This is a genomic window from Marinobacter sp. W-8 (genome assembly GCF_044342215.1).
GTDB lineage: Bacteria > Pseudomonadota > Gammaproteobacteria > Pseudomonadales > Oleiphilaceae > Marinobacter > Marinobacter nauticus.
The window spans coordinates 2,762,511-2,789,506 of sequence record NZ_CP172297.1 but is presented as its reverse complement, the minus strand read 5'-3'; the positions used below and the strand labels follow the sequence as shown (position 1 = coordinate 2,789,506).

At 58.5% G+C, this 26,996-nt stretch carries 24 protein-coding genes; 15 read left to right on the top strand and 9 right to left on the bottom strand.

Annotated elements, in window-relative coordinates:
- The first annotated feature begins 7 nt into the window (after window positions 1-7).
- Both ACF8YQ_RS12865 and ACF8YQ_RS12860 read left to right on the top strand, forming a co-directional pair.
- Window positions 8-1,810: an acyl-CoA dehydrogenase gene (locus tag ACF8YQ_RS12865; RefSeq protein ID WP_396621620.1), complete on the top strand. Its 1,803-nt coding sequence runs from the start codon at window positions 8-10 to the stop codon at window positions 1,808-1,810.
- 411 nt (window positions 1,811-2,221) lie between these two features.
- On the top strand, window positions 2,222-3,001 hold the full coding sequence (locus ACF8YQ_RS12860) for a crotonase/enoyl-CoA hydratase family protein (protein ID WP_396621619.1): 780 nt from the start codon (window positions 2,222-2,224) through the stop codon (window positions 2,999-3,001).
- A gap of 227 nt (window positions 3,002-3,228) precedes the next feature.
- Here the strand turns inward: ACF8YQ_RS12860 and ACF8YQ_RS12855 are convergent, their stop codons facing one another.
- Window positions 3,229-4,533, bottom strand: coding sequence for an alkane 1-monooxygenase (locus ACF8YQ_RS12855; RefSeq protein WP_396621618.1), 1,305 nt, complete (start codon window positions 4,531-4,533; stop codon window positions 3,229-3,231).
- A gap of 181 nt (window positions 4,534-4,714) precedes the next feature.
- Between ACF8YQ_RS12855 and ACF8YQ_RS12850 the strand changes: the two genes are divergently transcribed.
- The 5 genes from ACF8YQ_RS12850 (at window position 4,715) to ACF8YQ_RS12830 (ending at window position 9,863) form a co-directional block, all read left to right on the top strand.
- Window positions 4,715-4,966: a hypothetical protein gene (locus ACF8YQ_RS12850; protein ID WP_022987979.1), complete on the top strand. Its 252-nt coding sequence runs from the start codon at window positions 4,715-4,717 to the stop codon at window positions 4,964-4,966.
- A 79-nt stretch (window positions 4,967-5,045) separates the two neighbouring features.
- Entirely contained in the window at window positions 5,046-5,360 is a 315-nt protein-coding gene (locus ACF8YQ_RS12845) for a hypothetical protein (protein ID WP_226595591.1), read from the top strand.
- A gap of 179 nt (window positions 5,361-5,539) precedes the next feature.
- Window positions 5,540-7,555, top strand: a complete 2,016-nt coding sequence (locus tag ACF8YQ_RS12840) for a PhoX family phosphatase (RefSeq protein ID WP_141067164.1) — start codon at window positions 5,540-5,542, stop codon at window positions 7,553-7,555.
- 237 nt (window positions 7,556-7,792) lie between these two features.
- Window positions 7,793-9,433 (top strand): methyl-accepting chemotaxis protein, encoded by a 1,641-nt coding sequence (locus ACF8YQ_RS12835; RefSeq protein ID WP_396621617.1) that lies wholly within the window; start codon window positions 7,793-7,795, stop codon window positions 9,431-9,433.
- A gap of 61 nt (window positions 9,434-9,494) precedes the next feature.
- Complete coding sequence (locus ACF8YQ_RS12830; protein WP_396621616.1) at window positions 9,495-9,863, top strand: DUF4870 family protein; 369 nt, start codon at window positions 9,495-9,497, stop codon at window positions 9,861-9,863.
- Between the two features lie 15 nt (window positions 9,864-9,878).
- Here the strand turns inward: ACF8YQ_RS12830 and ACF8YQ_RS12825 are convergent, their stop codons facing one another.
- The 5 genes from ACF8YQ_RS12825 to ACF8YQ_RS12805 form a co-directional block, all read right to left on the bottom strand.
- On the bottom strand, window positions 9,879-11,192 hold the full coding sequence (locus tag ACF8YQ_RS12825; RefSeq protein ID WP_014422204.1) for an MFS transporter: 1,314 nt from the start codon (window positions 11,190-11,192) through the stop codon (window positions 9,879-9,881).
- A gap of 80 nt (window positions 11,193-11,272) precedes the next feature.
- A complete protein-coding gene (locus ACF8YQ_RS12820; RefSeq protein ID WP_014422203.1) occupies window positions 11,273-12,367 on the bottom strand; it encodes a DUF1513 domain-containing protein in 1,095 nt (364 codons plus the stop codon).
- Window positions 12,368-12,379: 12 nt separating this feature from the next.
- The gene (locus ACF8YQ_RS12815) at window positions 12,380-13,414 is read right to left on the bottom strand and encodes an imelysin family protein (protein WP_396621615.1); all 1,035 of its coding nucleotides are present in this window, start codon (window positions 13,412-13,414) and stop codon (window positions 12,380-12,382) included.
- 9 nt (window positions 13,415-13,423) lie between these two features.
- Window positions 13,424-14,827, bottom strand: coding sequence for a di-heme oxidoredictase family protein (locus tag ACF8YQ_RS12810; RefSeq protein WP_226595597.1), 1,404 nt, complete (start codon window positions 14,825-14,827; stop codon window positions 13,424-13,426).
- Between the two features lie 6 nt (window positions 14,828-14,833).
- Entirely contained in the window at window positions 14,834-16,129 is a 1,296-nt protein-coding gene (locus ACF8YQ_RS12805) for an imelysin family protein (RefSeq protein WP_396621614.1), read from the bottom strand.
- A gap of 169 nt (window positions 16,130-16,298) precedes the next feature.
- On the opposite strand from ACF8YQ_RS12805, the gene ACF8YQ_RS12800 reads away from it, so the two are divergent.
- From ACF8YQ_RS12800 to ACF8YQ_RS12790, 3 genes are read left to right on the top strand one after another with little or no spacing between them, the layout of a single operon-like run.
- A complete protein-coding gene (locus ACF8YQ_RS12800) occupies window positions 16,299-17,141 on the top strand; it encodes a 23S rRNA (adenine(2030)-N(6))-methyltransferase RlmJ (protein WP_396621613.1) in 843 nt (280 codons plus the stop codon).
- A gap of 16 nt (window positions 17,142-17,157) precedes the next feature.
- Window positions 17,158-18,369 carry a hypothetical protein gene (locus tag ACF8YQ_RS12795; protein WP_396621612.1) on the top strand — a complete coding sequence of 404 codons (1,212 nt, stop codon included), beginning with the start codon at window positions 17,158-17,160 and terminating at the stop codon, window positions 18,367-18,369.
- Window positions 18,370-18,380: 11 nt separating this feature from the next.
- Window positions 18,381-19,190, top strand: coding sequence for a mechanosensitive ion channel family protein (locus ACF8YQ_RS12790; RefSeq protein WP_396621611.1), 810 nt, complete (start codon window positions 18,381-18,383; stop codon window positions 19,188-19,190).
- A 15-nt stretch (window positions 19,191-19,205) separates the two neighbouring features.
- Here ACF8YQ_RS12790 and dctP read toward each other — a convergent pair whose 3' ends face one another.
- Window positions 19,206-20,267 (bottom strand): TRAP transporter substrate-binding protein DctP, encoded by a 1,062-nt coding sequence (dctP, locus tag ACF8YQ_RS12785; protein WP_396621610.1) that lies wholly within the window; start codon window positions 20,265-20,267, stop codon window positions 19,206-19,208.
- A gap of 155 nt (window positions 20,268-20,422) precedes the next feature.
- Window positions 20,423-20,812 carry a DUF4168 domain-containing protein gene (locus ACF8YQ_RS12780; protein WP_396621609.1) on the bottom strand — a complete coding sequence of 130 codons (390 nt, stop codon included), beginning with the start codon at window positions 20,810-20,812 and terminating at the stop codon, window positions 20,423-20,425.
- Between the two features lie 221 nt (window positions 20,813-21,033).
- Between ACF8YQ_RS12780 and ACF8YQ_RS12775 the strand changes: the two genes are divergently transcribed.
- The 4 genes from ACF8YQ_RS12775 to ACF8YQ_RS12760 are packed head-to-tail and all read left to right on the top strand — an operon-like array spanning window position 21,034 to window position 25,057.
- Entirely contained in the window at window positions 21,034-22,506 is a 1,473-nt protein-coding gene (locus ACF8YQ_RS12775) for an ATP-binding protein (protein ID WP_396621608.1), read from the top strand.
- Complete coding sequence (locus ACF8YQ_RS12770; RefSeq protein WP_396621607.1) at window positions 22,503-23,888, top strand: sigma-54-dependent transcriptional regulator; 1,386 nt, start codon at window positions 22,503-22,505, stop codon at window positions 23,886-23,888. Before ACF8YQ_RS12775 ends, ACF8YQ_RS12770 begins: the two co-directional genes overlap by 4 nt.
- Window positions 23,881-24,786 (top strand): DMT family transporter, encoded by a 906-nt coding sequence (locus ACF8YQ_RS12765; RefSeq protein ID WP_036219955.1) that lies wholly within the window; start codon window positions 23,881-23,883, stop codon window positions 24,784-24,786. Before ACF8YQ_RS12770 ends, ACF8YQ_RS12765 begins: the two co-directional genes overlap by 8 nt.
- A complete protein-coding gene (locus ACF8YQ_RS12760; RefSeq protein ID WP_396621606.1) occupies window positions 24,779-25,057 on the top strand; it encodes a GIY-YIG nuclease family protein in 279 nt (92 codons plus the stop codon). The genes ACF8YQ_RS12765 and ACF8YQ_RS12760 overlap by 8 nt, the downstream gene beginning before the upstream one ends.
- On the opposite strand, the gene ACF8YQ_RS12755 is transcribed toward ACF8YQ_RS12760, so the two are convergent.
- The gene (locus ACF8YQ_RS12755) at window positions 25,035-25,928 is read right to left on the bottom strand and encodes an alpha/beta hydrolase (protein WP_396621605.1); all 894 of its coding nucleotides are present in this window, start codon (window positions 25,926-25,928) and stop codon (window positions 25,035-25,037) included. The genes ACF8YQ_RS12760 and ACF8YQ_RS12755 overlap by 23 nt on opposite strands.
- 70 nt (window positions 25,929-25,998) lie before the next feature.
- On the opposite strand from ACF8YQ_RS12755, the gene ACF8YQ_RS12750 reads away from it, so the two are divergent.
- Window positions 25,999-26,988 (top strand): alpha/beta hydrolase, encoded by a 990-nt coding sequence (locus tag ACF8YQ_RS12750; protein WP_396621604.1) that lies wholly within the window; start codon window positions 25,999-26,001, stop codon window positions 26,986-26,988.
- Window positions 26,989-26,996: the final 8 nt, after the last annotated feature.

Genomic DNA, 26,996 nt, shown 5'->3' with positions numbered 1-26,996 from the left:
ACCAAGAATGACCGACACCCTGATCGACCGCCGCGACCTCGCATTCCAACTTTACGAGGTGATGGACACAGAATCCCTCACCCAGCGCGAGCGCTTCAGCGAACACAGCAAAGACACCTTCGACGCCGTCATCGAAACCGCCGACAAGATGGCGAAAGAAAAATTCGCCAACCACAACAGCGCTGCCGACAAAGACGAACCCAAGTTCGTCAATGGCCAGGTGGAAATGCTCCCGGACGTCAAACAGGCCTTCGATGCCTACGCCGAAGCCGGCTTCCTCGCTGGCCGATACGACTACGACCTCGGCGGCATGCAACTGCCGGAATCCGTCATGGCGGCCTGCAACGGCTTCTTCACCGCCGCCAACCCGGGCACCGCTGGCTACCCGTTTCTGACCACCGCCGCCGCCAACCTGATTCGTGTATTCGGCAACGACGAACAGAAAACCAAATTCCTGCCCAATATGCTCAGCGGCCGCTACAGCGGAACCATGGCCCTGACCGAGCCCCACGCCGGCTCCAGCCTGGCGGACATCCGCACCTCCGCCACGCCCACCGACGACGGCCACTACCTGATCAAAGGCGCCAAAATCTACATCTCTGGTGGCGAGCAGAGCATCACCGAAAATATCGTTCACATGGTGCTGGCGAAAATCAAAGGTGCACCGGCGGGCGTAAAAGGCATCTCCCTGTTCATCGTCCCGAAATTCCATGTGGACGAGAACGGCAACCCGGGCGACCGTAACGGCGTCAGCCTCGCCGGCCTGATCCACAAACTCGGCTATCGTGGCACTACCAGTACCGCCCTGAGCTTCGGTGACGATGCTCCCTGCCACGGCTACCTGGTAGGCGAACCCCATCAGGGCCTGAAGTACATGTTCCAGATGATGAACGAAGCCCGCATTGGTGTGGGCTTCGGCGCCGCTGTGATCGGCTATCGGGGCTACATGCACAGCCTGGAATACGCCAAGGACCGCCTGCAGGGCCGGAAGGCCAGCGAAAAGAATCCGGAAAGTCCGCAAGTACCCATCATCGAACACGCGGACGTACGCCGCATGCTGCTGGCCCAGAAAGCCTACAGCGAAGGTGGCCTGGCCCTGTGCCTGTATGGCGCTCGCCTGATGGACGACCAGCACACCCACCCGGATGAACAGAAGCGAATGGAAGCCGGCAAGCTGTTGGATTTGCTTACCCCGGTGATCAAAGCCTGGCCCTCGGAATACGGTCCGAAAGCCAACGATCTGGCAATCCAGGTCTACGGCGGCGCCGGCTACACTCGCGAATACCCGGTCGAGCAGTGCTGGCGCGACAACCGCCTGAACCCCATCCACGAAGGCACCAACGGCATCCAGGCTCTGGACCTGCTGGGCCGTAAAATCTGGCAGGACCAGAGCCATGGCCTGCAGTTGCTGATGCAGGAAATGCAGGTTGATCTGCAGTCGGCCACCACTGAGCGCTGCCAGCAGTGGGCGTTGTCCCTCAGCGAAACCCTGCAGCAGGCAGTAAAAGTCACCCAGAGCCTGGGCAAATCCCTGATGGGCGGCGAAGTCGACAAAACCCTGGCCAACGCCAGCTGCTATCTGCACCTGTTCGGCCACATTATCGTGGCCTGGATGTGGTTGCGGCAGGCTAATGCGTCAGCTAACGCTCTGGCCTCTGCCAACAGCGACAGCGAACGCAACTTCTACCAGGGCAAACTCCAGGCCGCCCAGTACTTCTTCCACTGGGAATTACCCACCGTGGCTCAGGATCTGGTGTTGCTGCGGAATCAGGATGATACGTGTTTGAACATGAAGGCTTCGTGGTTCTGAGTTTGCCCCCTTGCAGCCTGCATGTTTCGGCGTAGGCACGATCGGCTGGGAGCCCTTTCAGGGACACGCTACGAGCCCTTCCCTGTGCGCTCGACTTTGGCCATGGATGGCCAAAGACGGTCCCTGAAAGGGCTCCCAGCCGCTCGCGCCCGAGCAGGGGTGCATTTCGCAGGACAGTAAAGCGAAGCTTGGCAAAACCTGAGTTCTATTTATGGAACTGTGGCCTGGTATATCGCGGAAATGTGACGCGCGGGCGACGGGGAGGGCTTTTCAGGACCGTTGAGGGCCATGGACGGCCCGAAACGAGCCTACAGGGATGTACTCGTGGGCGTGTCCTGAAAAGCCCTCCCCGTTGACCGTGCATGCCACCCAAGCAACCAGGCTAGGATCCCAAAGCAGAGGAAAACACCAATGCCACTGGTAAACGTAGAAAAACAGGGTCACATCCTGAAGATCGGCCTGAACCGCCCGGAAAAAATGAACGCCATGAACCGGGCCATGTACCACGAAATCGCCGCCGCCTATTACCAGCTCCAGAACGATCCGGAGCTGCGCGTGGCAGTGATGTACGCTGAAGGTGACCACTTCACCAGCGGCCTGCAACTGGATGACTGGGCTGGCGTGTTCGCCAACGGTAAAGGCATTGAACCTGGTGAAAGCGAACTCGACCCGTTTCACATTACCGGAGAAGGCCTCACCAAACCCGTCGTCTTCGCCGCCCAGGGCATCTGCTTCACCTGTGGCGTGGAAATGATGCTCAACACCGACATCCGCGTGGCCGCGAAAGGCACCCGCTTCGCTCAGCTGGAAGTCAAACGCGGCATCTTCGCCTGCGGGGGCGCCACCATTCGCCTGCAGCGGGAAATCGGTTGGGGCAACGCCCAGCGCTACCTGCTCACTGGTGATGAATGGACCGCCGAACAGGCTTACCAGTGGGGCCTGATCCAGGAACTCGTGGAACCCGGCGAACAGCTCAACAAAGCCATGGAAATCGCCGAGAAGATTGCCAGAGCGGCTCCGTTAGGCGTTCAGGGCAGCCTGAAATCGTCCAAGATTGTCGTGTCCGAAGGCCAGGAAGCGGCCAAGGAACGCCTGTTCCCGGAACTACGCCCGGTCATGGCCAGCGAAGATGTAAAAGAAGGAATCCAGTCATTCCTGGAGAGAAGAGAGGCGGTGTTCAAAGGCAAGTAGCAGGATTGCCCTGTTAATCGAGGTTTAGTCCTTAGCGAATCGTCGAATTAACGACTATCCCACGGAAGCGAAAGCGGCGGGTTGGGGCCACCCTTCCGGGAGTGTGCGCAGCAGGGATGCTGCGCTCAAGCCCCCATGGATGGGTTCACGGCGTCTCCCGGAAGGGTGGCCCCAACCCGCCGCCGGCACCTAACCCGAAGGCTAGGGCCGAAACATAACTCCCGGACTCAGGCTGCCTCAGACTCCGAAGAAGAACCAGAAGCCCCCCGAGCCGCAGCCTCCGCTGCCACTTCCGCAGCATAATCCGCATACTTCGCCATCAGCTCCTCCTTGCGGTCAGGATCCCAGTTGATCTTCGACAGATCCCCTTCATAGTGGTCAATGACCCGCTTATCCATCGTCTCGTACCACCACTGGGGCAGGTAGGCCGGCAACAACATCGATGCGTACCCTCCCGGCAACTGGGGCGCCTTCTCAAAATGGCGCAAGGCCTGGAAACTCCGGGTCGGATGGGCGTGGTGGTCAGAATGCCGTTGCAACTGATACAGGAACAGGTTGGTCACAATGTGATTACTGTTCCAGCTGTGTTCCGGCTTCGTGCGCTCATACTTGCCATTCTTGTCCTTCTGCCGCAACAGACCATAGTGCTCGATGTAATTCACACTCTCCAACAGACTGGCGCCATAAACCGCCTGTGCCGCCAGGAACGGCACCGCCCTCGGGCCGCAGACCAGCGTCGTGGCGCCAAAGAACCCGGCCGTCATGGCCCAACCCTGTAGCAGTTCGTTATCAAAACTCCAGAAGCTCTTACCCTTGCGTTCCAGCCGAGCCTTTTCGATCTTGACCGACGACTTGATGCCTCCGAACACGGTTCGGGGCAGGAACTTCCAGAAACTCTCGCCCATTCGGCTGCTGGCGGGGTCCTCCGGTGTGGCTACCCGCTTGTGATGACCAAAATTATGTTCAACCACAAAGTGGGTGTAGGCGGTGGGAGCCAAGGCGGCCATGGCCATCAGTTTGTTCAGTTTATTGGACTTATGGCCCAGTTCATGGGCGGTGTTGATGCCTACCCCGTTGATGGCGCCTACGGTCAGGGTCAGGCCGATCTTGTCCTCGAGTGGCGTGTTTTTCCGGCTGGCCAGCCAGGCGCCCATGAAGGTCATGGCGTACTGGGTGGGGATAAACGCCTTCACAATACGGTCGTAATACTTGTCCTGCTCCAGGGTCTTTACCGCCGATTCAGGAGGATTGCTCTTGTCTTCACCAATCGCCCGGTCCAGTGCCGGAATAATGCCGTGCACCAGTGCTGGCCCGGTCCAGGCCAGAGCCTTCAGTCGTTTCGGGGCCAGGGCATAGCCAGTCAGAGCGGCAAGGCCAATGCCTGGAAGCGCAGGCCCCAACAGCCACATATAGCGCTTGGGATCTTTCCAGGTCTCGGCCTTGGTGGCGGTGTCTTTTGAATCCGGTGCCCCGGTTTTCCGGGGCGCGGCGACCTGGTGCGTGTCGAGCGAGGATTTCACTTTGGCGTTCATATGGGCTCTCCGTGGAACTCGTTGTGTTTGTTTGTTCAATTTATGTCGGACAATCTGGCAATACAACAAGCAAGAGAGTCTGGTTAAGCGAACTGGCCTCTAATGACAATCAGGCTCCAGCTGGCGAATCCAGAGCTTGTGGTCCAGACTTCTGGAAACAAAAAAAACAGGGAAGCGTCGAATGAGTGCCACCAATCCATCTCCGGCTACTATGTCCTGGACGTTGCAACAACGGCTTCAGGAATACGCGCGCGCCATGAAACTGGCGGAAATCATCTATCAGGACCCGAATGGACAGGTCTGCGTGGTTCACGGCGTTATCCGGGAAGTGCTTAGCCGGGCCGGGCGGGATTTCGTGGTGCTGGGAAAAGGACAGGTGGTCTCAGCGGACCACATCATCATGATCGACGGTGAGCGGTTAACGAAAGGGTAATCGCCCGGTAATTGCTATTGACCGCGGGCTGCCTCTACTCTGTTGGCGTTGTACACATATACCGACAGAGGGACATGTTATGAACAAGTTTACCTTGAGCGCACTCGCACTGGTTGCCACGCTTGGACTTTCTGCCTGCAGCTCCGAGAGCGATGAAGGCGCGGATTTTGAAGAAGCGGGTGAAAATGCCGAGGAAATGATGGACGACGCCGCTAACGCCACCGAAGAGACCTGGGAAGAAGCCACGGGTCAGGATGAAGGCGTGATTGGTGAAATGCAGGAAGGTGTCGAAAACGCTGGCGACGAGATTGAAGAAGCCGCGGATGAAGCGGGTGACTCTATGGAAGAAGCTGCGGATTCCATGGAAGAAGGCTATGACGAAATGACTCAGTAATCCCCTGAGTTGAGTCGCGTCGAAACGGGGCCCTTCGGCCCCGTTTCTGTTTCTGTCTCACCGGTTGTCATCGAACGTTAAACATTCTGACTTAAATCTGTTTACGTCCTGTCACATTACTTGCCGACACTTGCCTCTCGAAATAAAGGACTTGTCCACCAATCCGAGAGAGGCAAACCATGGCCAAGCACGATCTTGATCCCAATTACCTGGACCCGAACTACGAGCCAGTCGTCAATCATTCCGAAAACACCCCGTTCCATCAAGTACTGTCTGCCAGAATGCAGCGTCGTACCGTCATGAAAGGTAGCGTAGGCGCCGCTCTGGCCAGCGTTATGGGGTTGGGGCTTGCGGGTTGTGGCAGTGACAGTGATAGTGACAACGATGGCGGTACTACCGGTGGAAACACATCCAGCACTGAACTGGGTTTCAAGGCTGTCCCTACTTCAACCGCGAATCAGGTCGTTGTTCCCGAGGGATACTCCTCTGAAGCGTTTCTTCCCTGGGGCACGCCAATTACCGGGTCTTACCCGGCCTATAAGCCGGATGGCACCAATACCGGAGAAGAGCAAGAGCAGCAAATGGGCATGCATCATGACGGCGTGCACTTTTTCCCGATTGATCTGAAAGCCGGTGGTAACAGCTCCAGCGAAGGTCTGTTGGTGATGAACCATGAGTACATCAATCAAGGCGCTTTGCATGCCAACGGGGCTACCTACATCAACGGTATGCGTCCGGCCGATGAAGTGCGCAAGGAAATCGCCGCGCACGGTGTGTCTGTGGTTCATATCAAACGCGACAACAACGGCAAGTGGGATATTGTTTTCGGGAGTCCGTTTAATCGCCGGGTTACGGGTAATACCGAAATGGATATCCGTGGTCCGGTGCGTGGTTACGACAAACTGGTCACCAAATACAGTCCGGATGCAACGGAAACCCGCGGTACTCTGAACAACTGCGCGATGGGCCCGACGCCGTGGGGAACTTACCTTGCGGCTGAGGAAAACTGGCACGGGTACTTCGCTAATAGCGATGCAACGCAGCCCCGGGAGCAGACCCGCCATGGCGTCGGCGATTCAAGCCGCTACGACTGGGAGTTGGCTGACAGCGGTGCGGATCAATACGTGCGCTTTGATGTTACCCCGACGGGTGCGTCGGCGGCGGATGATTACCGGAATGAGGCCAATACCTACGGTTTCATGGTGGAAATTGACCCGTTTACTCCAGAGAGCAAACCACAGAAGCGAACCGCGCTGGGCCGCTTTGGTCACGAGGGTGTGATTTTTGCGCCGGTTAAGGAAGGTGAGCCGGTCGTATGTTATTCCGGTGATGATTCCCGTTTCGAGTACATCTACAAATTTGTCTCCTCGAAGCCCTATTACGCTGCAACGGCCGGAGGCTACCTCCTGGACGAGGGCACGCTCTACGTGGCTCGCTTTAATGACGATGGCTCGGGCGACTGGCTGGCGCTGGATCTGAACGATGCGGATTTTGCTGCCAAAGTGGCTGCGGCCCAGGGCGAAATGGTTGGCAACGTTCAGTTTGACGGTTTTGAGAATCAGGCTGATGTTTTGTTGAACACTCGCCTGGCTGCCGACATCGCAGGTGCGACCCCGATGGATCGCCCGGAGTGGGGGGCTGTAGATCCGAATTCCGGTCAGGTTTACTTTACGCTGACCAATAACTCCCGCCGGACGGAGGAGCAGGTTAACGCGGCAAACCCGAATGCCAACAACCGCACCGGTCATATTATTCGCTGGAGCGAAGACGGCAACGATCACACTGCGACCAGCTTTGACTGGGATATCTTCGTGTTCGCCGGTGAGCAGGGCACGGAAACCGTGGTTGACGACCAGGTCATCGTATCTCTGACTGATGACAACATCTTCAACAGTCCGGATGGTCTCTGGTTCGATTATAACGGTCGCCTCTGGATTCAGACCGATGGCTCCGATGCAGCACCTTATCAGAACAACATGATGCTGGCGGCCAACCCGGAAACCCGCGAGATCAAGCGTTTCTTCGTTGGGCCGGTTGGCTGTGAGGTTACAGGCGTTGTCTCCACACCGGATGTGAAGACCATGTTCGTCAATATCCAGCACCCGGAAGCAAACTGGCCCGATGCCAACGATCCGCGTCCGCGTGATGCAACGGTTATCGTTACCCGCGATGACAGCGGCGTTATCGGTGCCTGATCAGCCATAACGGTTGTCAGGCTCTGCCAAAAAGCCCGGGCGGACTCGTTCCGCCCGGGCTTTTCTCTTCTGTATTTCAGATTTCCTTCCAAATGCCGATAAACCCCTTGGGCACTGCAATAGTGGTATCTTTAATCCACTAAAGTAGCAGTTATTAACCCATATCATTTCTTTACTCTCCGGGATGGCCTGCAATAACAACATGCTTGCGTTAGCAATGATAAAGATGAGGGCACCATGGGTTTACTCGATCGCACTGCAATTTTATGGGGGGTGGGCATTGCTGTTGCGCTCGGTATTGCCTGCATTCTGGTGGCTCCGATGATGGGGCTCGATGCCGCGTCTCTGTTAATCGGGCTCCTCGTAGGGCTCGCCGCCGCGGCCGGCTATCTGGTTCTGAGGGTGCTGGAACCAATAGAACGCGGGATTAACGGTCTGAATGATGGCTCCCTGGCGGATAATCATCCTCTGCGGGCTCAATGTGCGCAGCTTCTGGCCGATGCCCGGGCTGGCAGAGCTCTGGTTGAAACGCTTTCCGCCAGTGCCGACAAGAATGCCATCTCGGCCGCCGAAGTCTCGTTTGCGGCGGATCAGGTGAAGCAGCGCCTGGACAGACAGGTGGAAGAAACCGCCCAGATGGCCGATTACGCCGGCCAGATCACGGAATCGGTTCGGGAATCGTCGGAACAGGCCACTAACGCTGCCACCATGGCTCTGCAGAATCGCGAAGTCAGTGTGGAGGGGCGTCAGTCATTGGTGTCGGCCATTGAAAGTGTGCGACTGCTGCATCAGCAGTCGGAAGAAAACCTCCGGCTGATTCAGGCGCTGCATGAAAAATCCGGCAAGATCCAGGGCGTGACCTCCACCATTCAGGGCATTGCCGAACAGACCAATCTGCTGGCACTGAATGCCGCTATTGAGGCGGCCCGCGCCGGTGAGCAGGGGCGCGGGTTTGCGGTGGTGGCCGATGAAGTCCGGCAATTGGCCGGGCGCACTGCCCAAGCCACCAGTGAAGTGGCGGACACCCTCGACGAAATCCAGAATGATACAACCAAGATTGTGTCCCGCATTGAATCTCTGGCGAAAACCGTGGAAGACGGGCTGGCATCTGTAGAGAGCGTTGGCGGCCAGCTGGATCAGATTCGGGATCAATCCGACCGGGTTCAGCAGCAGGTTGCCCGTATTGCCGAGATTGACCAGAACAACGAGCAGAGTCTGGCCCAGGTGTTTTCGGCTATTGAGTCTGTCCGTGACCATATATCCGAAAGTGATACCAGTGTGGCATCGCTGGCGGACCAGGCTTCCACGTTGATGGAGCTGGCGGAGAAGGCGAATGCTGCCTTTGCGCTGAACAGCAGCGAAAGCTACCACCGGCCGTTTTATGAGAAAGCACTGGAAGGGGCGCAGCAGATTGGCCAGTTGTTTGAGGCGGCAATTCGAGAGGGCCGTTTGAGTGAAGCGGCGCTGTTTGACAAGAAGCGAACACCGATTGCCAACACCCAGCCCCAACAGTATTCCAGCAGCTTCGATCGGTTTACTGACCAGATGTTTCCGGCAATACAGGAGCCCATCAAGAAATCCCATGAGGCCATTGTGTTCTCCATCGCCTGCACGCCGGACGGTTATGTGCCTACCCATAACAAGGATTTTGCCCACCCGCCGAGTGGTAATCCGGAAGTGGACCTGGTGAAAAGCCGCAGCAAGCGTTTGTTCAATGACCGTACTGGCATTCGCTGCGGGAGTCATACCGAGAGTATGCTGCTGCAGACCTATCGCCGGGACACCGGTGAAATCATGCACGATCTGTCGGTGCCCATCTATGTGAACGGTAAGCACTGGGGTGGGTTCCGGGTTGGGTATCGGCCGGCGGGGCATTGACGGCACTGGGCTCCCGCCAAGGCTGTGATAGACTGCCGGGGACGTAACAAGGAGAACGCCTGTGTCCGAAACCGAGTACATCCCCGCAAAACCTGACGGCCAGCAATCACAGGAGCCCAGCTCTGCGAGGAATCTGGCGGTGGTGGTTTACATCCTGCAGGCGTTGTCGTTCTTCCTGGGAGGCGTGACGGCACTGGTGGGCGTGATCATCAACTACGTCAAACTGGATGATGTCCGTGGTACCTGGATAGAGCCCCATTTCCGCTGGCAGATCCGCACCTTCTGGATTGGTTTGCTGTGGACAGTCATCGGGGTGATTACCACCATGCTGATCGTGGGATGGTTTATTCTGCTGGGTATTGCGATCTGGGTGATCTACCGAATTGTCAGAGGCGCCCTGGCCCTGAACGATGGCAAGACCCCGATGTAACGGGGTCTTGATGGCTCAGCCTTCCGTCACTTCTTCCAAGCGTAATGCGCTCAGCATACCCGCCAGCCCCATCAGGCCCAATACCAGAATCACCGCCACGTCCGAAATCATGGAAATGGCGGCTGTGAACCCCCCGGTTACCAGCAGCAACACACCGATAACGGTATTGCTGACTGCTGTATAGTCTGTCCGTTTGTTGCCACCGGCCATATCCACCAGATAGGTTTTACGCCCCAGGCGCACGCCGGCATGGGCAATACTCAGCACAAAAAACGCGACCGGATAGAACCAGGCACCGCCAAACCCGGGGCCCAGCACCAGCGCCAGAACACCAACCACCAGGCAGACCGAGCTGGCCATGGCGGCACCCCGAATCATTACTCGGCGGCTGGAGGTGTCGGCGGCCCAACCCCAGAAGCTGGCGCTCAGGGAGCTGGCGAGACTGCTGGCGAGCAGAAAGACACCCAGCATCCAGCCGATATCGGATTCCTGTTGGGCGAGCACCACGAAATAGGGAGACGCGAGAGCCGAACACAAAAGCAGTGCACGAGTGATGACAAAATGCCTGAAGGGCGCATCGTCCCGTAGCAGCGACAGGCTTTTAAAAGCCTCGTTGATAGCGTTGCCACCGCCCCCTGTTTCCCCGGCGTACTCTTCCACATTGGCAAACAGAACCCCGGCAATCACCCACAGCGTAGCTGCCAGGAGCAGCAATGTGGTGTAGAACGCAATGCTGGGGTCGCCCCGATCCCAGAACAACAGTCCTGTGAGCACTACCGTGGCGGTGCCACCAATGGTGGTTGCCAGCCCAGACAGCCGACCCCGGCGGGTTTTGGGGATACATTTGCCCTGAACGTCTTTCATAGAGACCGAACAGAATCCCCGGGCCAGTGAAAACACAACAAGCGCCGCGACAATACCGCCACCGGCCGCATAGCCTTCAAGAAACCACACGCTTGCCGCCATCGCAGCCACGCTGACGGCCTGCCCGAAACTGCCCAGGGTCCAGAACCATTTGCGCACCGCCTTGCGACGCACCCAGGCGGCGATCACCATTTGTGGCACCATGGAGCCGGATTCCCGGATAGGCACCAACCAGGCTACCAGAGCCGGTGCGCCAACGGCACTCATCAGCCAGGCCAGCACGGTCTTGGGGCTGATCAGCAAGTCTCCGAGTTTGGTGAGCACATTGCTGAACAGAATCAGGAAGAAGTTTCGGGGTACTTCCCGACAGGCTTCCTCCGGGATGTCTTTACAGACCCGTGCGTCCTCTTCGTTGGCAATCAGTCCGTAGAGCTGGTCGATGGTGTCGGGTTTGGTTGCTGGCAAAGGGCCGTCCTCCGGAAAAATGTTTGCCAAGCATACCAGTTAGCTCGGGTGTGCTTAAGCGGGAGGACCAGCGGTGCCGGTCAGACCAGGTGGTGGTCCCACTGTACCGGTAGCCGCGCGATGTCTTTCGCAGCTTGTCCGGCGCTCAGTTGCACCAGTCGGCCCTGTCCCGAGGACACCAGGAAATCGCCTCCTGCCAGAGTCTGAATGCCGGCGCAGTCAGTAATGCGGGCTTTGGCAACCAGCTCCCCGGTCTTGCCGCGGAAGACAATAACGGTGCCGCCCACGGGGGAAGCGGCGGCGATCAGGTCGTTTTCAGGATGGGCCACCACGCTGGCGATGTAGTTGCCGAGGGCGGCCTGGGTTTCCGGGTCAAAGCGATATTCCCGGAGTTGCCCATCTTCTATGCGCGCCAGCAGCGGAGGTCGCTCGTAGAGCGGGCCCTGATACTGGTAGGCAACATAGATTTTGCCTTCGGTGCTGACGCTGACGTGGCGGGAGCTCTGCTGGTGGTGGGCAGGGGCAAAGCGGCCAACGATCTGGCCGGACCGGCGGTCCATCAGAATCAGGGCCGGCTGCATGGTATCCAGATTGAGTTTGATGCGGTCGTAATCAGGGTGGGTCAGAATGCCGCCCAGGCCGATGACCAGAGTGTTGCCGTCCGGATGCAGGGTAAGCTCATGGGGCCCGATGCCTTCCAGTTCAAAGGTGTCCACCCGTTTATAGTCCTGCTCGGCATCGTAGACGGTGACAATGCCTTCGCCAGGCTGGTAGCGGCTGGCCGTGGCGTAGAGCCACCGGCCGTCGGGTGAGAAGACGCCGTGACCGACAAAGTGTTCGCCTTCCGGGGCCATGATGCGGTGTCTGCGTTGGCCGGTTTCTGCATCAAACACATAGAACGACCAGCCCGGTCGGCGCTCAAAAAACAGAGTATCGTTTCGGCCGGGCCGGTTACAGCCGCTGTGGCATCGGGTGTCTACCGGCGCCTGCCACTGAACGTTGCCGGATCGATCAAAGGCACTCACGCCAAAGCGTCGATCCGGCAGGCCAACCGCGCCAGCATAGCGTTCGGGCTGTGGGCCGGTTTTGCGGGGGAGCAACGAGCACCCGGTGAGGGTGGCGGCCATAGCTCCGGCGACGGTGGCTTTGATCAGGGTTCTGCGATAGATGAGCATGGGTATACCTGTTCAGTCGCCGTCACTTGAGTTGAAGCCACGCACTACGCCAAGCGCCACGGCGGCTTCGTCATTGACCAGCGTTGAAAGCTGGGAAACATCCACAAAGAGCCCTTGCAGAATGCGGAACCGCTCATCACTCTCCATGAGCGTTGCCATGGCAGCACGGGCTTCCGGAAAGTTGTCAGCCACTTTCTCAAACTGCCTTTGAATGCGCTCTGCCAGTTCGGTCTCGCCGTCGGTTTTCAGTAAGGTGATCAATCCGGGAAGGTAGAATTTCTCGAGCCCTGCCACTGTTGCTTCCACCGCCGTCAGGCTCTGGCCACTGCGCCAGGCATCGGTGATGTAAGGGTTGCGTTTGCCATTGCCCCTTAGCCCCATGGGCTGCGCCAGCCGTCGCTCTTCCAGTATTTCAAGCGCCGTCATGCCGGCTTTGATGGTGGTGTCGCGGTATGGCCCGGTGTCCAGATAGTGTTGTTTGAAACTCGCCCAGCTGTCTGCGAGCCCCCGGGCATTACGTGCCATATGCCGGGTGACCGCCGAGAGCACCTCACAGTTTTTGGCTGCGGGCAGGGCGTTTTCTCCACTGTTGAGTTGCTCATCGAATAGCAGGTATTCGGCCATGGGAAAGCCCTGAACCGCTACCCCGGATTGGTTGATCACCTCGGCGTTAACGGGGGCTTCGGTGCCAAGCAGATACCGGGCCTTGCGAGCGACCAGGTTTTTCGGGTCCGGCCAGAACTGGAACTGCCAGGACAGGTTGTTGTTCTCCACCGGGCCGAAGTCAACAAAGCGGACCCGCTGCCAGGCCAGGAAGGCATCGAGCCAGGCATCGTTCAGGGCCGGTCGGCTGTCGGACGTCGGTGCGTTGCAGTAGCCGACCGCCGCCGATGCGAGTTGTTCGGTTTTGGTTGCCAGCGATTCGTAGCCGTTTTGAATTGCGCCATGCCACTGTTCGCGGGCCCGGGTATCGGCGTTGGCCCCGAGTGCCGCCGTAGTGCAGACAATCAGGGCGGAGGCGAGGAACAGTCTGGTGATCGGTTGCATAGTGGATCCTCAGAGTGAATTCAGAAAATCGATCAGGGCGCTGCGCTCCGGCTCGGCCATCTGACGATAGCGGTCGGCTGCCGGCCGGGCTTCGCCACCGTGCCAGAGAATGGCTTCTTCCAGCGTGCGGGCGCGGCCGTCATGCAGAAAACCGGACTGGGGGTTAACCACCTGGGCCAGGCCGATGCCCCAAAGCGGTGGCGTGCGCCACTCGTTGCCGTCAGCGAGGAACTCGTCCCGACCGTCTGCCAGGGCCGGGCCCATGTCGTGCAGTAACAGGTCGGTGTAGGGCCAGATGGTCTGGTTGCTCAGATCCGGGCGGTCGGCCACTTCTCCGGTTTGGTATTTCGGGGTGTGGCAACCGGCACAGCCGGTTTCATTGAACAGCCTGGCGCCTTTCTGCACGGATTCAGCGCCCATATCCCGACGGGCAGGTACCGCCAGACTCTTGGCGTAGAAGGTGACAAAGTCGGCGACCTTGTCGCTCACTTCGGGCTCACCACCGTGGGCAAATCGTTCGCACTGTTGTTCCGGGGTGCAGTCGGTGGTGGGCTTGATGGACGACGTCAGGCCCATATCGCCGGCGAAGGCGCCCATGCTTTGCTGGTGTACATCCGGTTCCCCGGCTTTCCAGCCAAACCGGCCCGGCAGCGTTTGCTGGCTGGCGACATCCCACACCTGATTGAGCTTGCCTGAAATCCCGTTGTTGTCGGCATCTTCCGGGTCGGCCAATGCCTGAAGATCGGCAATGGGGATGGCTTCCAGCAGGCCCATGCCGATCATCTGTGGTGCCACCCGCGGTGATACCAGCAAATTTGCCGGCATTGGGCCGTAGTTGGGGTTCTCAATGCGGTATTCCGGTTTTCGCAATTCAACCACCGTTCCATCGCCGAGTGTTTCCTGAACCGGCTCCCAGTCAATCAGCAGGTCTGCTTCCGGCTTTGCGGCCGGCAGGGCCGCGGTCTGCAATTGACTGCCGTAGACCGGTGCGGGTTTGAAACCGTGCTTGCGCAGGAGCTCTGCATCCTTGACTGGATCGGCGGGTACCGCCAGGCGCAGGAACAGCGAGACCGGCGGCTCATCAACGCCGGGCGGGTGTCCGCGGCCATCCTTGATGTGACAACCCTGGCAGGAGTTGGTATTGAACAGGGGCCCCAGCCCGTCCCGGGCATCGGTGCTGGCCGGCGCTTCCACCCAGGGGTTGCGGAAGAAACTGTTGCCAACGCTGAAATCCAGGCGTTTGGTCATGGACAGGTTGCCCTGGGGCAGGGAATAGGCGTTGGTGTCGGCCTGATTGACCGTGCCTTCACCGCCCGTGGCCGGTGTATTTTGTATCGGGTAACCGGCGTGGGTCTCGGCAAAAACGGGAACGCTGGACAAGGCCAGCGTTCCCAACAACAGAAATGATTTCATGTTACCTCAGAAAGCGTGACCAGCATCGTCCGGTGACAGGGCTTCAATGCCCAGTTGCCGTGCAGCCTGCTCGATAGAGCCGGTCTGCTCAACCAGCGCCATGATAGCACCGTTGACAATGCGGGTGCCTTCCGCGTTGCCCGGGGCGATCATGGTGTCAAAGGCCATCGGGTTCTGGCTGCTTTCGGCGCGGGCTTTCATGAGCGCCAAGGCTTCCATTGACGCGTCCAGCTGACGGTTCAGGCGAGCATCCAGCTCCGGGTTGGTCTGCTCAACCAGGTCAGACAGAGACGGGCCTGAAACCACAGAGCCATCTACGCGACGATAGGTGCCGGTATACACGTTCTGGATGCCCTGGCCGTTGTAGTAGTGCGAGTTGTGGGTGTTATCGCTGAAGCAGTCGTGTTCGTCTTCATAGGAGTTGGCTTCCAAGGCAACTTTCATGCGCTCACCAGCCAGCTCGCCGAGGGACAGGGAGCCCATACCGAACAGCATTTTCTGGATGCCCTCGTCGGCGTTTGCGGACGTCAGCTGGGAACGGTAGTTATCTGAGCTACCCGGGGCCCACTGGGCAACCATCCACTCCAGATCATCGACCAGCAGATCAGTCACGGCATCCAGGTACTGGGCACGGCGCTCACAGTTGCCGTTGGTGCAGTCGTTGCCTTTGGCGTAGTCAGTAACCGGGCGCTCGCCTGCGCCACCTTCAAAACCGTGCAGATCCTGGCCCCACAGCAGGAATTCGACCGCATGGTAACCGGTGGCTACGTTGGCTTCGGAACCGCCGACTTCGTTCAGGTCGGCCAGTAGTTCAGGGGTGAGTGTTGCCACATCCAGATTTTCCCCGCCGACGTTAATGCTGTTGCTGGCGACGATGTTGGCGGTTGCACCGGCATTACCGAGTTCGTGCTGGTAGTCGTCGGCTTTGACGTAGTCGATCAGGCCTTCGTCCAGTGGCCAGGCGTTCAATTGGCCTTCCCAGTCATCCACGATGGCATTGCCGAAGCGGAATACCTCTGACTGCTGGTAAGGAACCCGTGAGGCCAGCCAGGCTTCTTTTGCCGCTTTGAGGTTGGCTTCGGTGGGGTTGGCAATCAGGCGGTCAGTAGCCTCGTCCAGCGCACGCGCAGTAATCAGGGCATCCTCGTAGGTGGCATGGGCCAGATCGGCGTAATGGGTTACCACCGATGCTTTAGTGGCCGGAGCACTTTGCTCGGCGGACCATGGCGCGTTTGCGCAGCCCGCGGTAAGGGCTGTGGCAATGGTCAGTGCCAATGGGGCTGGGCGAAACAGGTTTTTCATTTCAAACTCCATGTTGATGAGGTATTTTTGTAAATAAGAAATATTAGCGTTCAGATTATGGGTTTGGAAACCCTACATAGCAAGGGGTTTTTGATATAGGTGATTGTCGGGCCGCTTGCTTGGCCAAGGTGACTGCGGCTTAATGGGCTCCTGATTCCGGGAGCCTTTTATGCTGAGTTATCTTCACGCCTTCCACGCCGGCAACTTTGCCGATGTTCAGAAGCATGCTGCACTGTCACTGGTGCTGGCCATGATGCAATCCAAGAAATCTGCCATAGCCTGTTTTGACACCCACGCGGGCAGCGCCCGTTACGATTTGGGCAGCGAGCGGGCAAGAAAAACCGGGGAAGCAGATGCGGGTGTTCAGGCCTTGTGGCGGATCCGGGAGCAACTGGCCTCCGGCGACTGGCAGCCGGTTCTGGAGGTATTGGCGCGGTACAACCCAGGCAATGGGCCGCTACGGACGTATCCGGGCTCGCCGGCATGGTTTGCGGAATTTTGCCGTCCGGGTGATTCCGTCACCGCTTTCGAGCTGCACCCTTCGGAAGAGCGTCAGCTGGCTCAGTGGGCTGATGAAGTGGGGGTGAAGGTGCGCCATGAGGATGGCCTGAAAGGGCTCCTGAAATGCTTGCCGCCGGCACAGCCACGACTGTTGGCGCTGATTGATCCTTCTTACGAAATCAAAACCGATTATGAGGCCGTAGCCCGGACATTGATGGACGCGTGGAAAAAATGCCGCCATGGCGTCTATCTTATCTGGTATCCCCTGTTAACCAGTGGCCTGGAACAAAAGCTGATGGATTCGCTGAGGGCGTCCGGTTCGGTGCGCAAGATTCTTCAGTGCGAGGTTATGCTGGATCAGCCGCCCGAACGGGGCATGGTGGGTTCCGGCATGCTGATTGTGAACCCGCCCTGGGGGTTCGATGAACGTTTTGCGGCCATGATGTCGGATCTGACCGGCCCGGGCCGGCTCGGGCTGTCGCCCTCCATGGACTGGCTGGTGCCTGAGTAGGCCCGGAGTATCGCCGTTGACTGACAACAACCAAGCTGATCACCCATGCCTGCCTGGCGGGCTGATTCCTCTGGAGCAATGGCGGCTTCCGGAGACCTCCGTCCGCAGAACCATTCGCAGTGGTCTCCGGGATATTCTGGATCAGTTAAAAGCGGGCATTCATCCTGACGAACAGGCGTTCAGAAGTCTGGATGATTTGCCTACCCTGTCGGAACGCCAGATTCAGGACTATGCCCCGGTACCGGATCGTGAAGAACTTGCCCGGGCTTTATTGAACGAGCTGGAACAGTTGCGCCGGTCAGGCGGGCAGTCACGCAAGGCCAGTTTTCTGGTGGCACCACCATTCTCAGGTATTGCCGAAGCGTTGGGGGCCTCGGGTCGGCGGGTGATCGCCCCGCCGGACAATCTGTTAATGCCTGAAAGAGACATTACCGGCTGGTGGGATAACCAGCTTCAGGACGATGACTGGGTAATACCGGAACTGGCGGATTTCTGGCTGCGACACCGGTCCGGTCTTGGTTTGTTGCGTGAATTATTCGCCCGCCTTGCGCGGGATAAAGTGGGTGAGGGCATCATTGGCTGTTCCGGCTGGTGTTGGCAGTTCTGGACTCAGTATCTGCCAGAGCTCCACCTGGCGCCATTGACCCCCAGCCCTTTGTCCGGGGATCGTCTTACCAACTGGCTTGGACATCTGGCGGGGGAGCGCCCGCAAGGACCACTGACGGCGAGAATGACCCAGGATGGCCTGTATGTACTGCCGGCGCCAACCGGGGACGACGAGCGAAAATACAGCCTGTTTACCCGGGATCTGGCCACTTTGGCTCGGGGCAATCCGGGCGTTGCCCTGGCTATCTGGCGCCGAACTCTTCGGGCACGGCCCGAGGATGAGGCGCAGCAGCAAGGGGAAGAGGATGCACATCAAGATGGCCGCCAGTGTTGGGTGGCGCCGCTGGATCAGCTGAGTTTGCCTGCCGTGCCCCAGAGTTCAGCCCGGCAGTCCGGCTACCTGCTGCATGCGTTGTTGATGCATGGCGGCCTGAGCCTGGGGCAGCTGGAGCTGACGTCGGGGTTGCCTGGCGAGGAATTGCGGATAGCGCTGTCCCGGCTGCAGCGAGCCGATGTAGTGACCGGGGATGAGCCGGACGGCATCTTTCGGGTGCAGGCATTGGCGTATCCGGCTGTGCGGCGGTATCTGCAATCCAAAGGGTATCCGGTGGACAGCTTCTAGGAGAAACGGTTATGGGCGATTTCGGTATCAAGGACGCACTGTCTTCAATTACCTCCGAGGCTTTGCTGGAAGCCCTGGCGGTCATCGTTGCGGCTTCGTTGCTGATCCTGCTGGTTCAGAAAGTAGTTCCGGTGCTGGCTGCGAAATTATCGGGAAAACCCAGGCTGTACCTTCTCGCATCCGTTCCTCTTTTCCGGCTTCTGGTTATTGTTCTGACGATCATTGTGGTGGTGCCCATTCTGGTGGAACCCTCATTCGAGAACATGATTGCCATCTTCGGTGCCCTGGGGCTTGCCTTGGGGTTTGCCTTCAAGGACTACGCCAACAGCCTCATTGCCGGTATCGTCACGCTCTATGAAATGCCTTACCGACCGGGTGACTGGATCGAAGTGAACGGTCGCTATGGTGAGGTGCGGAGTATCGGTACCCGGGCCGCAGAAATCGTGACGCTGGATGATACCGTGATTGTGATTCCCCACAGTCTGCTCTGGAATACCCTGCTGGCCAATGGCAACGACGGTACCGATAACTTGATGTGCGTGGCCGAGGTCTTTCTGGACCCGAACCACGATGTCGGCCGGATGCTGGGCCTGTTCCGGGATGCGATCTTTGCCTGCCCGCTCACCAAAACCTACCAGCCGGTGCTGGTTACGGTTTCCGCAAGGGAAGCCGGTATGTGCTATCGGTTGAAAGCCTACCCGCTGGAACCCAGAGAGCAGGCGCGCTTTATTTCAGACCTTACCGCAAGGGCTGCGGAGATCTGTGGTGATGAGGGTGTCCCGATGGTCTCTTACCCTTATCTGCAGGCTCAGAAAGCCTGATCCGGACAGGGCTGATCAGTCACCCGCAATCGACGTTGCCTGCTGAATCAGCGCCTGGCCTTTCTCTCCGGTCAGTTCGATAAAGCGTTCCCTGGCAGGCAGGCTTGCCTCCCGGAAGGCCGACCGTTCAGCTTCCGTCAGCCGTACAACCCGGATTCCGCCCTGTTCCAGTATGGTCTCCAGCCGCTCCTTGTTCAGTTCCTCCTGGATGGTCCAGGCTTCCTCGGATAACTGTGCAATGGTCTCCTGCAGCCATTCCCGTTCCTGCGAGGGGAGACCGGCGAACCAGTCCTCATTGGCTACAACAGATGCGATAAACCGTGAGGCCCTGGCCATGGTCATAACGTTCTGGACCTCGTGGAACCCCATTTCCTCAATAGCAAACACCGGGTTGCTCTGGCCGTCGATGTTGCCGAGCTGGAGATCACTGTATACCTGGGAGAAAGGCGTCTGTACCGGATCTGCACCATAGCGTCGGAAGGCTTCCGCCGCGGTTTCCGAGGTCATGGTGCGAAATCTTAAACCCTGGAAATCACTGGGGGTTCTCAGGGGGCTGTTGGCCGTCCAGGTCATCCAGCCTTCCGGCACAAACCCCAGCAGTTGCAGGCCAGCGTTGTGGTAGGCCGGTTCAAATGCGGACATAAATGCCGGCGCTTCCAGTAGACGACGGGCAGGTTCCTGTTCTTCCGGAAGCAGGAAGTGCAGGTTAAACAGGCCGGTCTCCGGAACGGTATCGGCCAGGTGGCCGGGCGAAGCAAATGCCAGGTTCACCGAGCCGTTGCGAGCCAGTTCTGTCAGCTGCGCGGAGGTGCCCAAAGAGCCATAAGGAAAGACATCGACCTCAATCTTGCCACCGGACAGCGCTTCAATTTGTTCCCGGAACTGCTGCGCATAAAGATGCTGAACGCTGCCTTCAATCTCTTCCAGGGCAAAGCGCCAGGTGACCGGATACTCTGGTTTGCCATTCGCCGAACTCTGCGCGGCTGCCGGGTCGTCGTTGTCGGAGCAGCCGGTCAGCAGCATCACTGCCGCAGTGGCAACGAGGCTGAAGCGGAGAAGCGGGTGGCGTTTGGTCATTGTGTTCAAGGCTCCAGAATCCGGCGCGTTCGGGTCTTAAGGGAAAAGGTAACACAACATACTGAGGAGAAAAGGCCGATGTGTAAATGCCTGATGAACAGCCATAAAAAAGCCCCGCTGAAGCGGGGCCAGACGACGAACCGGATGCCGGAAATTTACATCAGAGCATCAACGCGGTTGCGTACCTTCGGCTCACTGCTGTATGCGGTGGCAATGGCGTTATAGGTGGGGATGTCGATACCCACGTCTTCGATCACGGAGACCATCTCGTCGTTGGCTTCCATCTGCAGCTCCTGGGCCTCCTGCTGAGAGTCGGCCGATTCGATCTTCTCGATGTATTCCTCTCGCACTTCCATAACACCGGATTGTGCCTCAATGAATTGTTTCAGCTCAGCATCGCTGTAATTGGTGCTTTGGCTGCCTGCGGCAGCGGGGTTGCTGTAACCCGAGCCCTGTTCGGCCGGGGCCGGGTTCTGTTGTGCTATCACCGGTGCGGTTGCCAGCAGGGCCAGAGATGCGGTGAGGGATACAAGCAGTTTGTTCATAGCTTTACTCCTGGTTTTAATGAGGCCGGCTCGGTCGTCCAGCCACAAACTTGTGAATGTCGATGTGGCAATAGCGATTCCCGTGCCAGGTTTTAATTTCTCTATAAAGGCAATAAAAACAGTGGTTTATGGATTTTCTATGGTTAAAGCTCAGTAATCTGTCTTGTGGCAAAATGCCACATGTGGCAGAAAGGCTGTGACATTTCTGCAGAGTGGTGTTTATGGCGTTGTTGGGAAAACGGGTCGGGGCACTGTTCCGGTCGCTGCAATTAACGTTGGTGCTCAGTATTGTGGTGCCGCTGCTGCTGTTCAGTGGCATTGCCATCTACATTGGCATGGGGGCGGTAGAGCGTGCTTTGAACGATCGCCTTCGTGAAGACCTGGAACTGGTTGCCCGAGCGGTCAGCGGGCCGGTAAGCAAGGCGCTGGCCGAAAGCGATGAGCTGGTACTGGGAGAATCCCTGAAATCCATCTTCCAGATCGGGCGCATTTCCGGGGCCTCGGTGTTTGATGCCGAGGGTAACCGGGTGGCCAGTCTCGGTGTTGCAGATTCCGATGTCACCAACAGTGCCAGCGCCGAAAAAGTAATCGCCAGTGGTGAGCTCGGGGGCGCGTTTCGTAGGGTGGATGGCGAGTCGGTGTTTTCCCAGTTTACGCCTCTGGTGGCGGAAGACGGGCGGATCCAGGGCTTGTTGCAGGTAACGCGCCAACGCAGTGATTTCCATGATCTGGTGGCCACCAGCCGTTGGTGGGCAGTGGTGATCTGGTCGATGATTGCGGCCACCATCATCCTCGTTGTCGTTCTCGGGCATTACCGCACAGTGGGGCGACATGTGAACCGTTTGCTGGAGAGCATGGCTTCTCTGAAACCGGGCGCCTGGCGGTTGGAGACACCGGAGGCAGGGCCACAGGAGCTGCGCCAGATCCAGCAGGGCATTCGTGCTCTGGGCGAACGAATGGCCGAGGCCGAGGCCGAAATCGAAGACAGGATTGCCCGGGAACGGGCGCTGGCAGAACAGCTGGAATACCAGGAGAAAGTGGCGATGATTGGCCGGGTCGCAGGCGGGGTAGCTCACGAACTGGGGGCGCCTCTGAACGTTATTCAGGGCCGGGCCCGCATTCTGGCCAGGGCCGGGCTGGAGCAGGAGCAGCAACGGCATCTGGATGATATCGAACATCAGGTGGACCGGATGACCATGATTATCCAGCAACTGCTGGACTGTTTCCGGCATGTGCCCGAGTCCCGGCGACCCGTAAACCTGGCAGACATTCTCGAGGACGTCGTTACCCGCGCCCGTGAAGACAGGCGCTGCCAGGCGGTTTCGCTGCAAGCCGACGCTTTTGACAGGCCGATGCCGACACGGGCGGAGCCGCTCCGGGTTGGCCTGGCGTGTCTGAATGTGGTGAGAAATGCCTGCCAGGCTGCCCGGGAACAGGTCGCGCTCTCTGTCGGCGAGACCGGGGAGTTTTGGGTGTTCCGGGTCGAGGACGATGGCCCTGGTATACCGGCGGAGCATCACGCCAGGGTTTTCGAGCCGTTCTTCAGCACCCGCCCGGCCGGCGAAGGCACGGGGTTAGGGCTGGCAGTGGTTCAGAGTGTCATGAAAGAACACGGGGGATCCGTTGAAGTGATTGATAGTGAGTTGGGCGGTTGTGGTATGGCGCTGTATTTTCCGAAAGAGGTGGGCCAATGAGCAGCCGGCCTGTCACCATCTTGCTGGTCGAAGATGACGCCAGCCTTGGCCAGCTGCTGATGGAGGAGTTGGAAGTGGATGGTTACCGCGTACGCAGGGTCAGTATGGTGGCCGAGGCGCGCACTGCTCTGACAGACGAACGCCCGGGCCTGATCGTGTCGGATCTGCGCTTGCCCGATGGTGACGGTCTGGAGATTCTGTCGCTTCAGCAGGCCGAGCATCCCGGTATTCCCTTTATTGTGATCACTGCGTTTGGCACGGTGGACCAGGCGGTCGATGCTTTGAAGGCCGGCGCTGATGATTTTCTGACCAAGCCGCTCTCAACGGATCATCTCCGGTTAAAGATCAAGCGGTTGCTGGCCCAGGCGGATCTGAACCGGCAGTTGGCGGAATATCAGTCCGGGCGCGGCGGCGATGAAAACATGGGCTTGATCGGCGGCAGTGCGATGATGGATCGCCTCAGGTCAGACATTCGCCAGGTTGCCCGCAGTCAGGCCGCGGTTCTGATTAATGGCGAAAGTGGAACCGGGAAAGAACTGGTTGCGAGGGCAATCCACCAGCAAAGTGAGCGCTCAGCACGGCCGTTCCTTGCGGTGAATTGTGCCGGTATCCCGCCAGACTTGATGGAAAGTGAATTCTTCGGTCACGAGGCTGGTGCTTTTACCGGTGCACGGCAGGCCCGTCGGGGGCTGTTTGCAGAGGCGAACGGTGGCACCTTGCTGCTGGACGAGATTGGTGAAATGCCATTGGCGCTGCAAGCCAAACTGCTTCGGGTGTTGCAGGAGGGCTGCATCAAACCAGTGGGGGCTGACCATGAGGAAATGGTGGATGTTCGCATTCTGGCGGCAACGCATGTGGATTTGCTTCGGGCTGTTGAGCAGGGCCATTTCCGCGAAGACCTGTATTATCGTCTCGAAACCCTGTCGTTAACGGTGCCTCCCCTGAGGGAGCGGGATGAGGATGTTGAATTGCTGGCCATGCATTTTCTGGGTGAGGCAGCACGTCGTCACAGCCGGGGGTTCCTGAAGTTCAGTGACGTCACGTTAAGGATACTCCGCGATTATCCGTTCCCGGGCAATGTGCGTGAGCTGTCCAGTGCGATTGAGCGGGCGGTCACTTTTTGTGAAAGCGATACCATACAGCCCGAGCATTTGCCCGAACGCATCCGGAAGCGCCAGGGCGGGATTGTTCAGGCTGCCGTTGCCGCTTCGCCCGGGAAACTTTCCGAATGGCCCACCTTGGAGATGCTCCAGCAGGATTACGTGCGCCGGGTCATGTCTGCCGTTGAAGGCAACAAACGCCGGGCGGCCCAGATACTCGGCATTAATCGTAGAACACTATACCGCTGGCTGGAGTCGGATGTGGAGCAGGGGCATGACTGATCAGAAACAGGCCATGATGTACGGCCTTGCCACGGTGCTGCTGTGGTCGACCGTTGCTACCGCCTTCAAATTGTCACTGGCGGATCTTGCGCCGGTTCAGATGCTGCTGGTGGCCTGTACCGCATCCATCGTCGTGATGGCGGCTATCCTCATGCTACAGGGGCGCTGGGGACTGGTGTTCCGTTTGCGGCGTGGCCAATACCTGCAGTCCATGCTGATGGGGCTGATCAATCCCTGTCTGTACTACTTTCTGCTGTTTGGTGCGTTCGACCGTCTGCCCGCCCAGGAGGCTCAGCCTCTTAATTACACCTGGGCACTGGTGCTGGCCTATCTGTCGGTGCCGTTTCTGGGGCAGAAACTGCGCAGGATCGATATTCTGGCGGGGTTGGTGTGTTACGCCGGAGTGGTAGTGATCGCCACCCGCGGTGCGGTAACCTCGCTCTCATTCTCGGACCCCCTCGGTGTCTCGCTGGCGTTGGGCAGCACGCTGGTTTGGGCGTCTTACTGGATTATTGCCACCCGGGATACCCGGGACCCGGTGGTTGGCCTGTTTCTCAATTTTCTATTTGGACTGCCGGTCATTGTGCTGGTGTGCTGGCAGACGGCGGGGTTGGTCATGCCGGTCGGGAGTTCGATGGCCGCTGCGGTTTACGTCGGCGTTTTTGAAATGGGCATAGCCTTTGTGCTGTGGTCCCAGGCCATGAAAAAAGCAGAAAACACCTCGAAAGTGAGCAATCTGATTTTTATCTCGCCGTTTCTGTCCCTCGTGTTTATCTACTTCATTCTGGGCGAAGTTATTCTCACCTCGACCTACGTCGGGCTGGTGCTGATCATTGCGGGATTATGGCTGCAGCAGAAGAAGGTCCGTGACCGGGAGCAGGCGTTGAACCATGGCTGAAAACTGGTATCTGTACCTTGTTCGCACCGCATCGGGTAGCCTCTACACCGGAATTGCCACAGATGTGGAGCGGCGGTTTGCCGAGCATCAGGCGGGGGCACCCAAAGGTGCCCGGTGCCTGAGAGGTAAAGGGCCGTTAACCCTGGAATTCCATGTGCCTGCCGGCGACAGAAGCCGCGCCTCCCGCCTGGAATGGCAGGTCAAGCGCTGGCCCAAGGTTCGAAAGGAAGCTTTGATCCGGGGTGTCGTCAGGCTTGAAGATGATGCCTGATGTGGCGCCCGGCAACGGCCAGTGCTTCTCTGGCCCGGTCAAGCTGCGCGGCGTGCACCTGGAATACATGCCAGAGATTGTTGTAGATCTCCAGCGTGGTTTCCACGTGTTCCTGTTTGGCCGCCTCCGCCAATCGACGGGCGTCGTTGAGCAGAACTTCCTGGCTTCCGACCTGAATCAGCAGGGGAGGCAGGCCACTCAGGTCGCCGTAGACAGGCGACACCAGCGGGTGCGTCAAAGGCACGCCGTTGGCATACATTTTCGCGGCTTTGAGGGTCCAGGCAGCGTGCAGGACCGGTTCACATTCCGGAGTGTAAAGATCCTTTTCTGACAGATCTGTCCAAGGCGAGAAGCAGGTGACGGATGAGGGTAGTGGATGACCGTGGTCGCGCAATCGCATGGCCAGTACCACCGACAGACCGCCGCCGGCGGAATCTCCGGCCAGCGCAATGGAGCCGGGGCTTACCCCCTGGTTGATCAAGGCCAGATATACGGCTTCGGCATCGTCCGGCGCGGCTGGAAACGGATGCTCCGGCGCCAGCCGGTAATCCGGGATCAGTACGTCGCAGCCAGAGAATTTGGCCAGATGGCCGGCAATGCCCCGGTGGGTATCGGCAGAGCCCATAACATAGCCTCCGCCGTGAAAATACAGTACGGTGCCGCCAGAACGGTCTTCCGGGGAGGCGCGCAGCACCGGTACATCGCCCAGGTCTTCCCACGCGAAACTGACGTCTTTAGGCGGGTAGGATGTTCGATAAGCTTCCCGGGTGTATCGGCGCTGCACCGATAACGGAAACGCCCGGGACAGGACGGGCTTCACAAAACGGTGCATGGTCCCTCTCAACCCGGCCTCAAGAAGCGGCTGGAACATCTGTGTTCTCCCTTGTGAATGCGTTAGGATGACTGGCATTTATGGATTCATGACAGGCGTTTAACTCTACGTGTACTGGAAAACAGATACCATAGAAATACCGAATTGGGACAGACATTCCCTGTTGGACCGTCTGGAACCGTTTGATCCGTCCGCCAGCCGGGAACTGAGTTCCGAGATGGAGGCGTATTGCCGGTTCTATGGCCTTGATCTTTGGGTTGAGCATCCGGATGTGGTCTACCATCAGGGGTACATCCGTGCCGAGCGGCATGAAGTGATGGTGCATTACTTCCGGCTGCCGGAGAGTGCCAGCCCGAAAGGCACGGTGTTCATTCTGCATGGTTATTTTGATCATGTGGGGCTGTATACCCAGTTGATTGACCGCTGTCTTGGTGCTGGCTTCGATGTTCTGGCCTACGATCAGCCCGGGCACGGATTGTCGAGTGGCACGCCGGCCGCCATTGGCAGTTTCCTGGAGTACCAGGCCGTACTGTCGGAAGTAATGGCGAAGGTCAGGGACAAGATTCGGGGGCCCTGGTACGCAGTGGGGCAGAGTACGGGTGGCGCAATATTGATTGACTACCTGCTGTCGAACCACCACAACCGGGAGTCCTCGGCGTTCCGCAAAGTGGTGTTGCTGGCGCCACTGGTAAGGCCTATGGGCTGGCTGGGGGCAAAGATTCTCCACAGTCTGGTCAAACCGTTCCTGACTCGCTGGAAACGGGTATTCGGGCCCAACAGTGGCGATACCCGCTTCCTCCGGTTCCTGCGGGAACACGATCCGCTGCAGGCTCGGGCGGTTCATGTCGACTGGGTGACCGCGCTGCGTCAGTGGGTGCCACACATTGAGTCGGCGAGACCGGTGGATTTTCCGGTCACCGTGGTTCAAGGTGAGAAGGATCTGACGGTAGACTGGCACCACAATCTGAGGATTATCCGGAATAAATTTTCCTCAGTGAAGGAACGAAGAATACCGGACGGTCGTCATCATCTTGTGAACGAAGCGCAGGATTTGCAGGCGACGGTATTCAATACCATTATCGATACATTCTCGGAGTAAACGGCAGC

Excerpts from the sequence above, each read along its gene's own strand:
- ACF8YQ_RS12865 (WP_396621620.1), top strand. The coding sequence starts at position 8 with ATGACCGACACCCTGATCGACCGCCGCGACCTCGCATTCCAACTTTAC.
- ACF8YQ_RS12860 (WP_396621619.1), top strand. The coding sequence starts at position 2,222 with ATGCCACTGGTAAACGTAGAAAAACAGGGTCACATCCTGAAGATCGGC.
- ACF8YQ_RS12855 (WP_396621618.1), bottom strand. The coding sequence starts at position 4,533 with ATGAACGCCAAAGTGAAATCCTCGCTCGACACGCACCAGGTCGCCGCG.
- ACF8YQ_RS12850 (WP_022987979.1), top strand. The coding sequence starts at position 4,715 with ATGAGTGCCACCAATCCATCTCCGGCTACTATGTCCTGGACGTTGCAA.
- ACF8YQ_RS12845 (WP_226595591.1), top strand. The coding sequence starts at position 5,046 with ATGAACAAGTTTACCTTGAGCGCACTCGCACTGGTTGCCACGCTTGGA.
- ACF8YQ_RS12840 (WP_141067164.1), top strand. The coding sequence starts at position 5,540 with ATGGCCAAGCACGATCTTGATCCCAATTACCTGGACCCGAACTACGAG.
- ACF8YQ_RS12835 (WP_396621617.1), top strand. The coding sequence starts at position 7,793 with ATGGGTTTACTCGATCGCACTGCAATTTTATGGGGGGTGGGCATTGCT.
- ACF8YQ_RS12820 (WP_014422203.1), bottom strand. The coding sequence starts at position 12,367 with ATGCTCATCTATCGCAGAACCCTGATCAAAGCCACCGTCGCCGGAGCT.
- ACF8YQ_RS12815 (WP_396621615.1), bottom strand. The coding sequence starts at position 13,414 with ATGCAACCGATCACCAGACTGTTCCTCGCCTCCGCCCTGATTGTCTGC.
- ACF8YQ_RS12810 (WP_226595597.1), bottom strand. The coding sequence starts at position 14,827 with ATGAAATCATTTCTGTTGTTGGGAACGCTGGCCTTGTCCAGCGTTCCC.
- ACF8YQ_RS12805 (WP_396621614.1), bottom strand. The coding sequence starts at position 16,129 with ATGAAAAACCTGTTTCGCCCAGCCCCATTGGCACTGACCATTGCCACA.
- ACF8YQ_RS12800 (WP_396621613.1), top strand. The coding sequence starts at position 16,299 with ATGCTGAGTTATCTTCACGCCTTCCACGCCGGCAACTTTGCCGATGTT.
- ACF8YQ_RS12790 (WP_396621611.1), top strand. The coding sequence starts at position 18,381 with ATGGGCGATTTCGGTATCAAGGACGCACTGTCTTCAATTACCTCCGAG.
- dctP (WP_396621610.1), bottom strand. The coding sequence starts at position 20,267 with ATGACCAAACGCCACCCGCTTCTCCGCTTCAGCCTCGTTGCCACTGCG.
- ACF8YQ_RS12780 (WP_396621609.1), bottom strand. The coding sequence starts at position 20,812 with ATGAACAAACTGCTTGTATCCCTCACCGCATCTCTGGCCCTGCTGGCA.
- ACF8YQ_RS12775 (WP_396621608.1), top strand. The coding sequence starts at position 21,034 with ATGGCGTTGTTGGGAAAACGGGTCGGGGCACTGTTCCGGTCGCTGCAA.
- ACF8YQ_RS12770 (WP_396621607.1), top strand. The coding sequence starts at position 22,503 with ATGAGCAGCCGGCCTGTCACCATCTTGCTGGTCGAAGATGACGCCAGC.
- ACF8YQ_RS12765 (WP_036219955.1), top strand. The coding sequence starts at position 23,881 with ATGACTGATCAGAAACAGGCCATGATGTACGGCCTTGCCACGGTGCTG.
- ACF8YQ_RS12760 (WP_396621606.1), top strand. The coding sequence starts at position 24,779 with ATGGCTGAAAACTGGTATCTGTACCTTGTTCGCACCGCATCGGGTAGC.
- ACF8YQ_RS12755 (WP_396621605.1), bottom strand. The coding sequence starts at position 25,928 with ATGTTCCAGCCGCTTCTTGAGGCCGGGTTGAGAGGGACCATGCACCGT.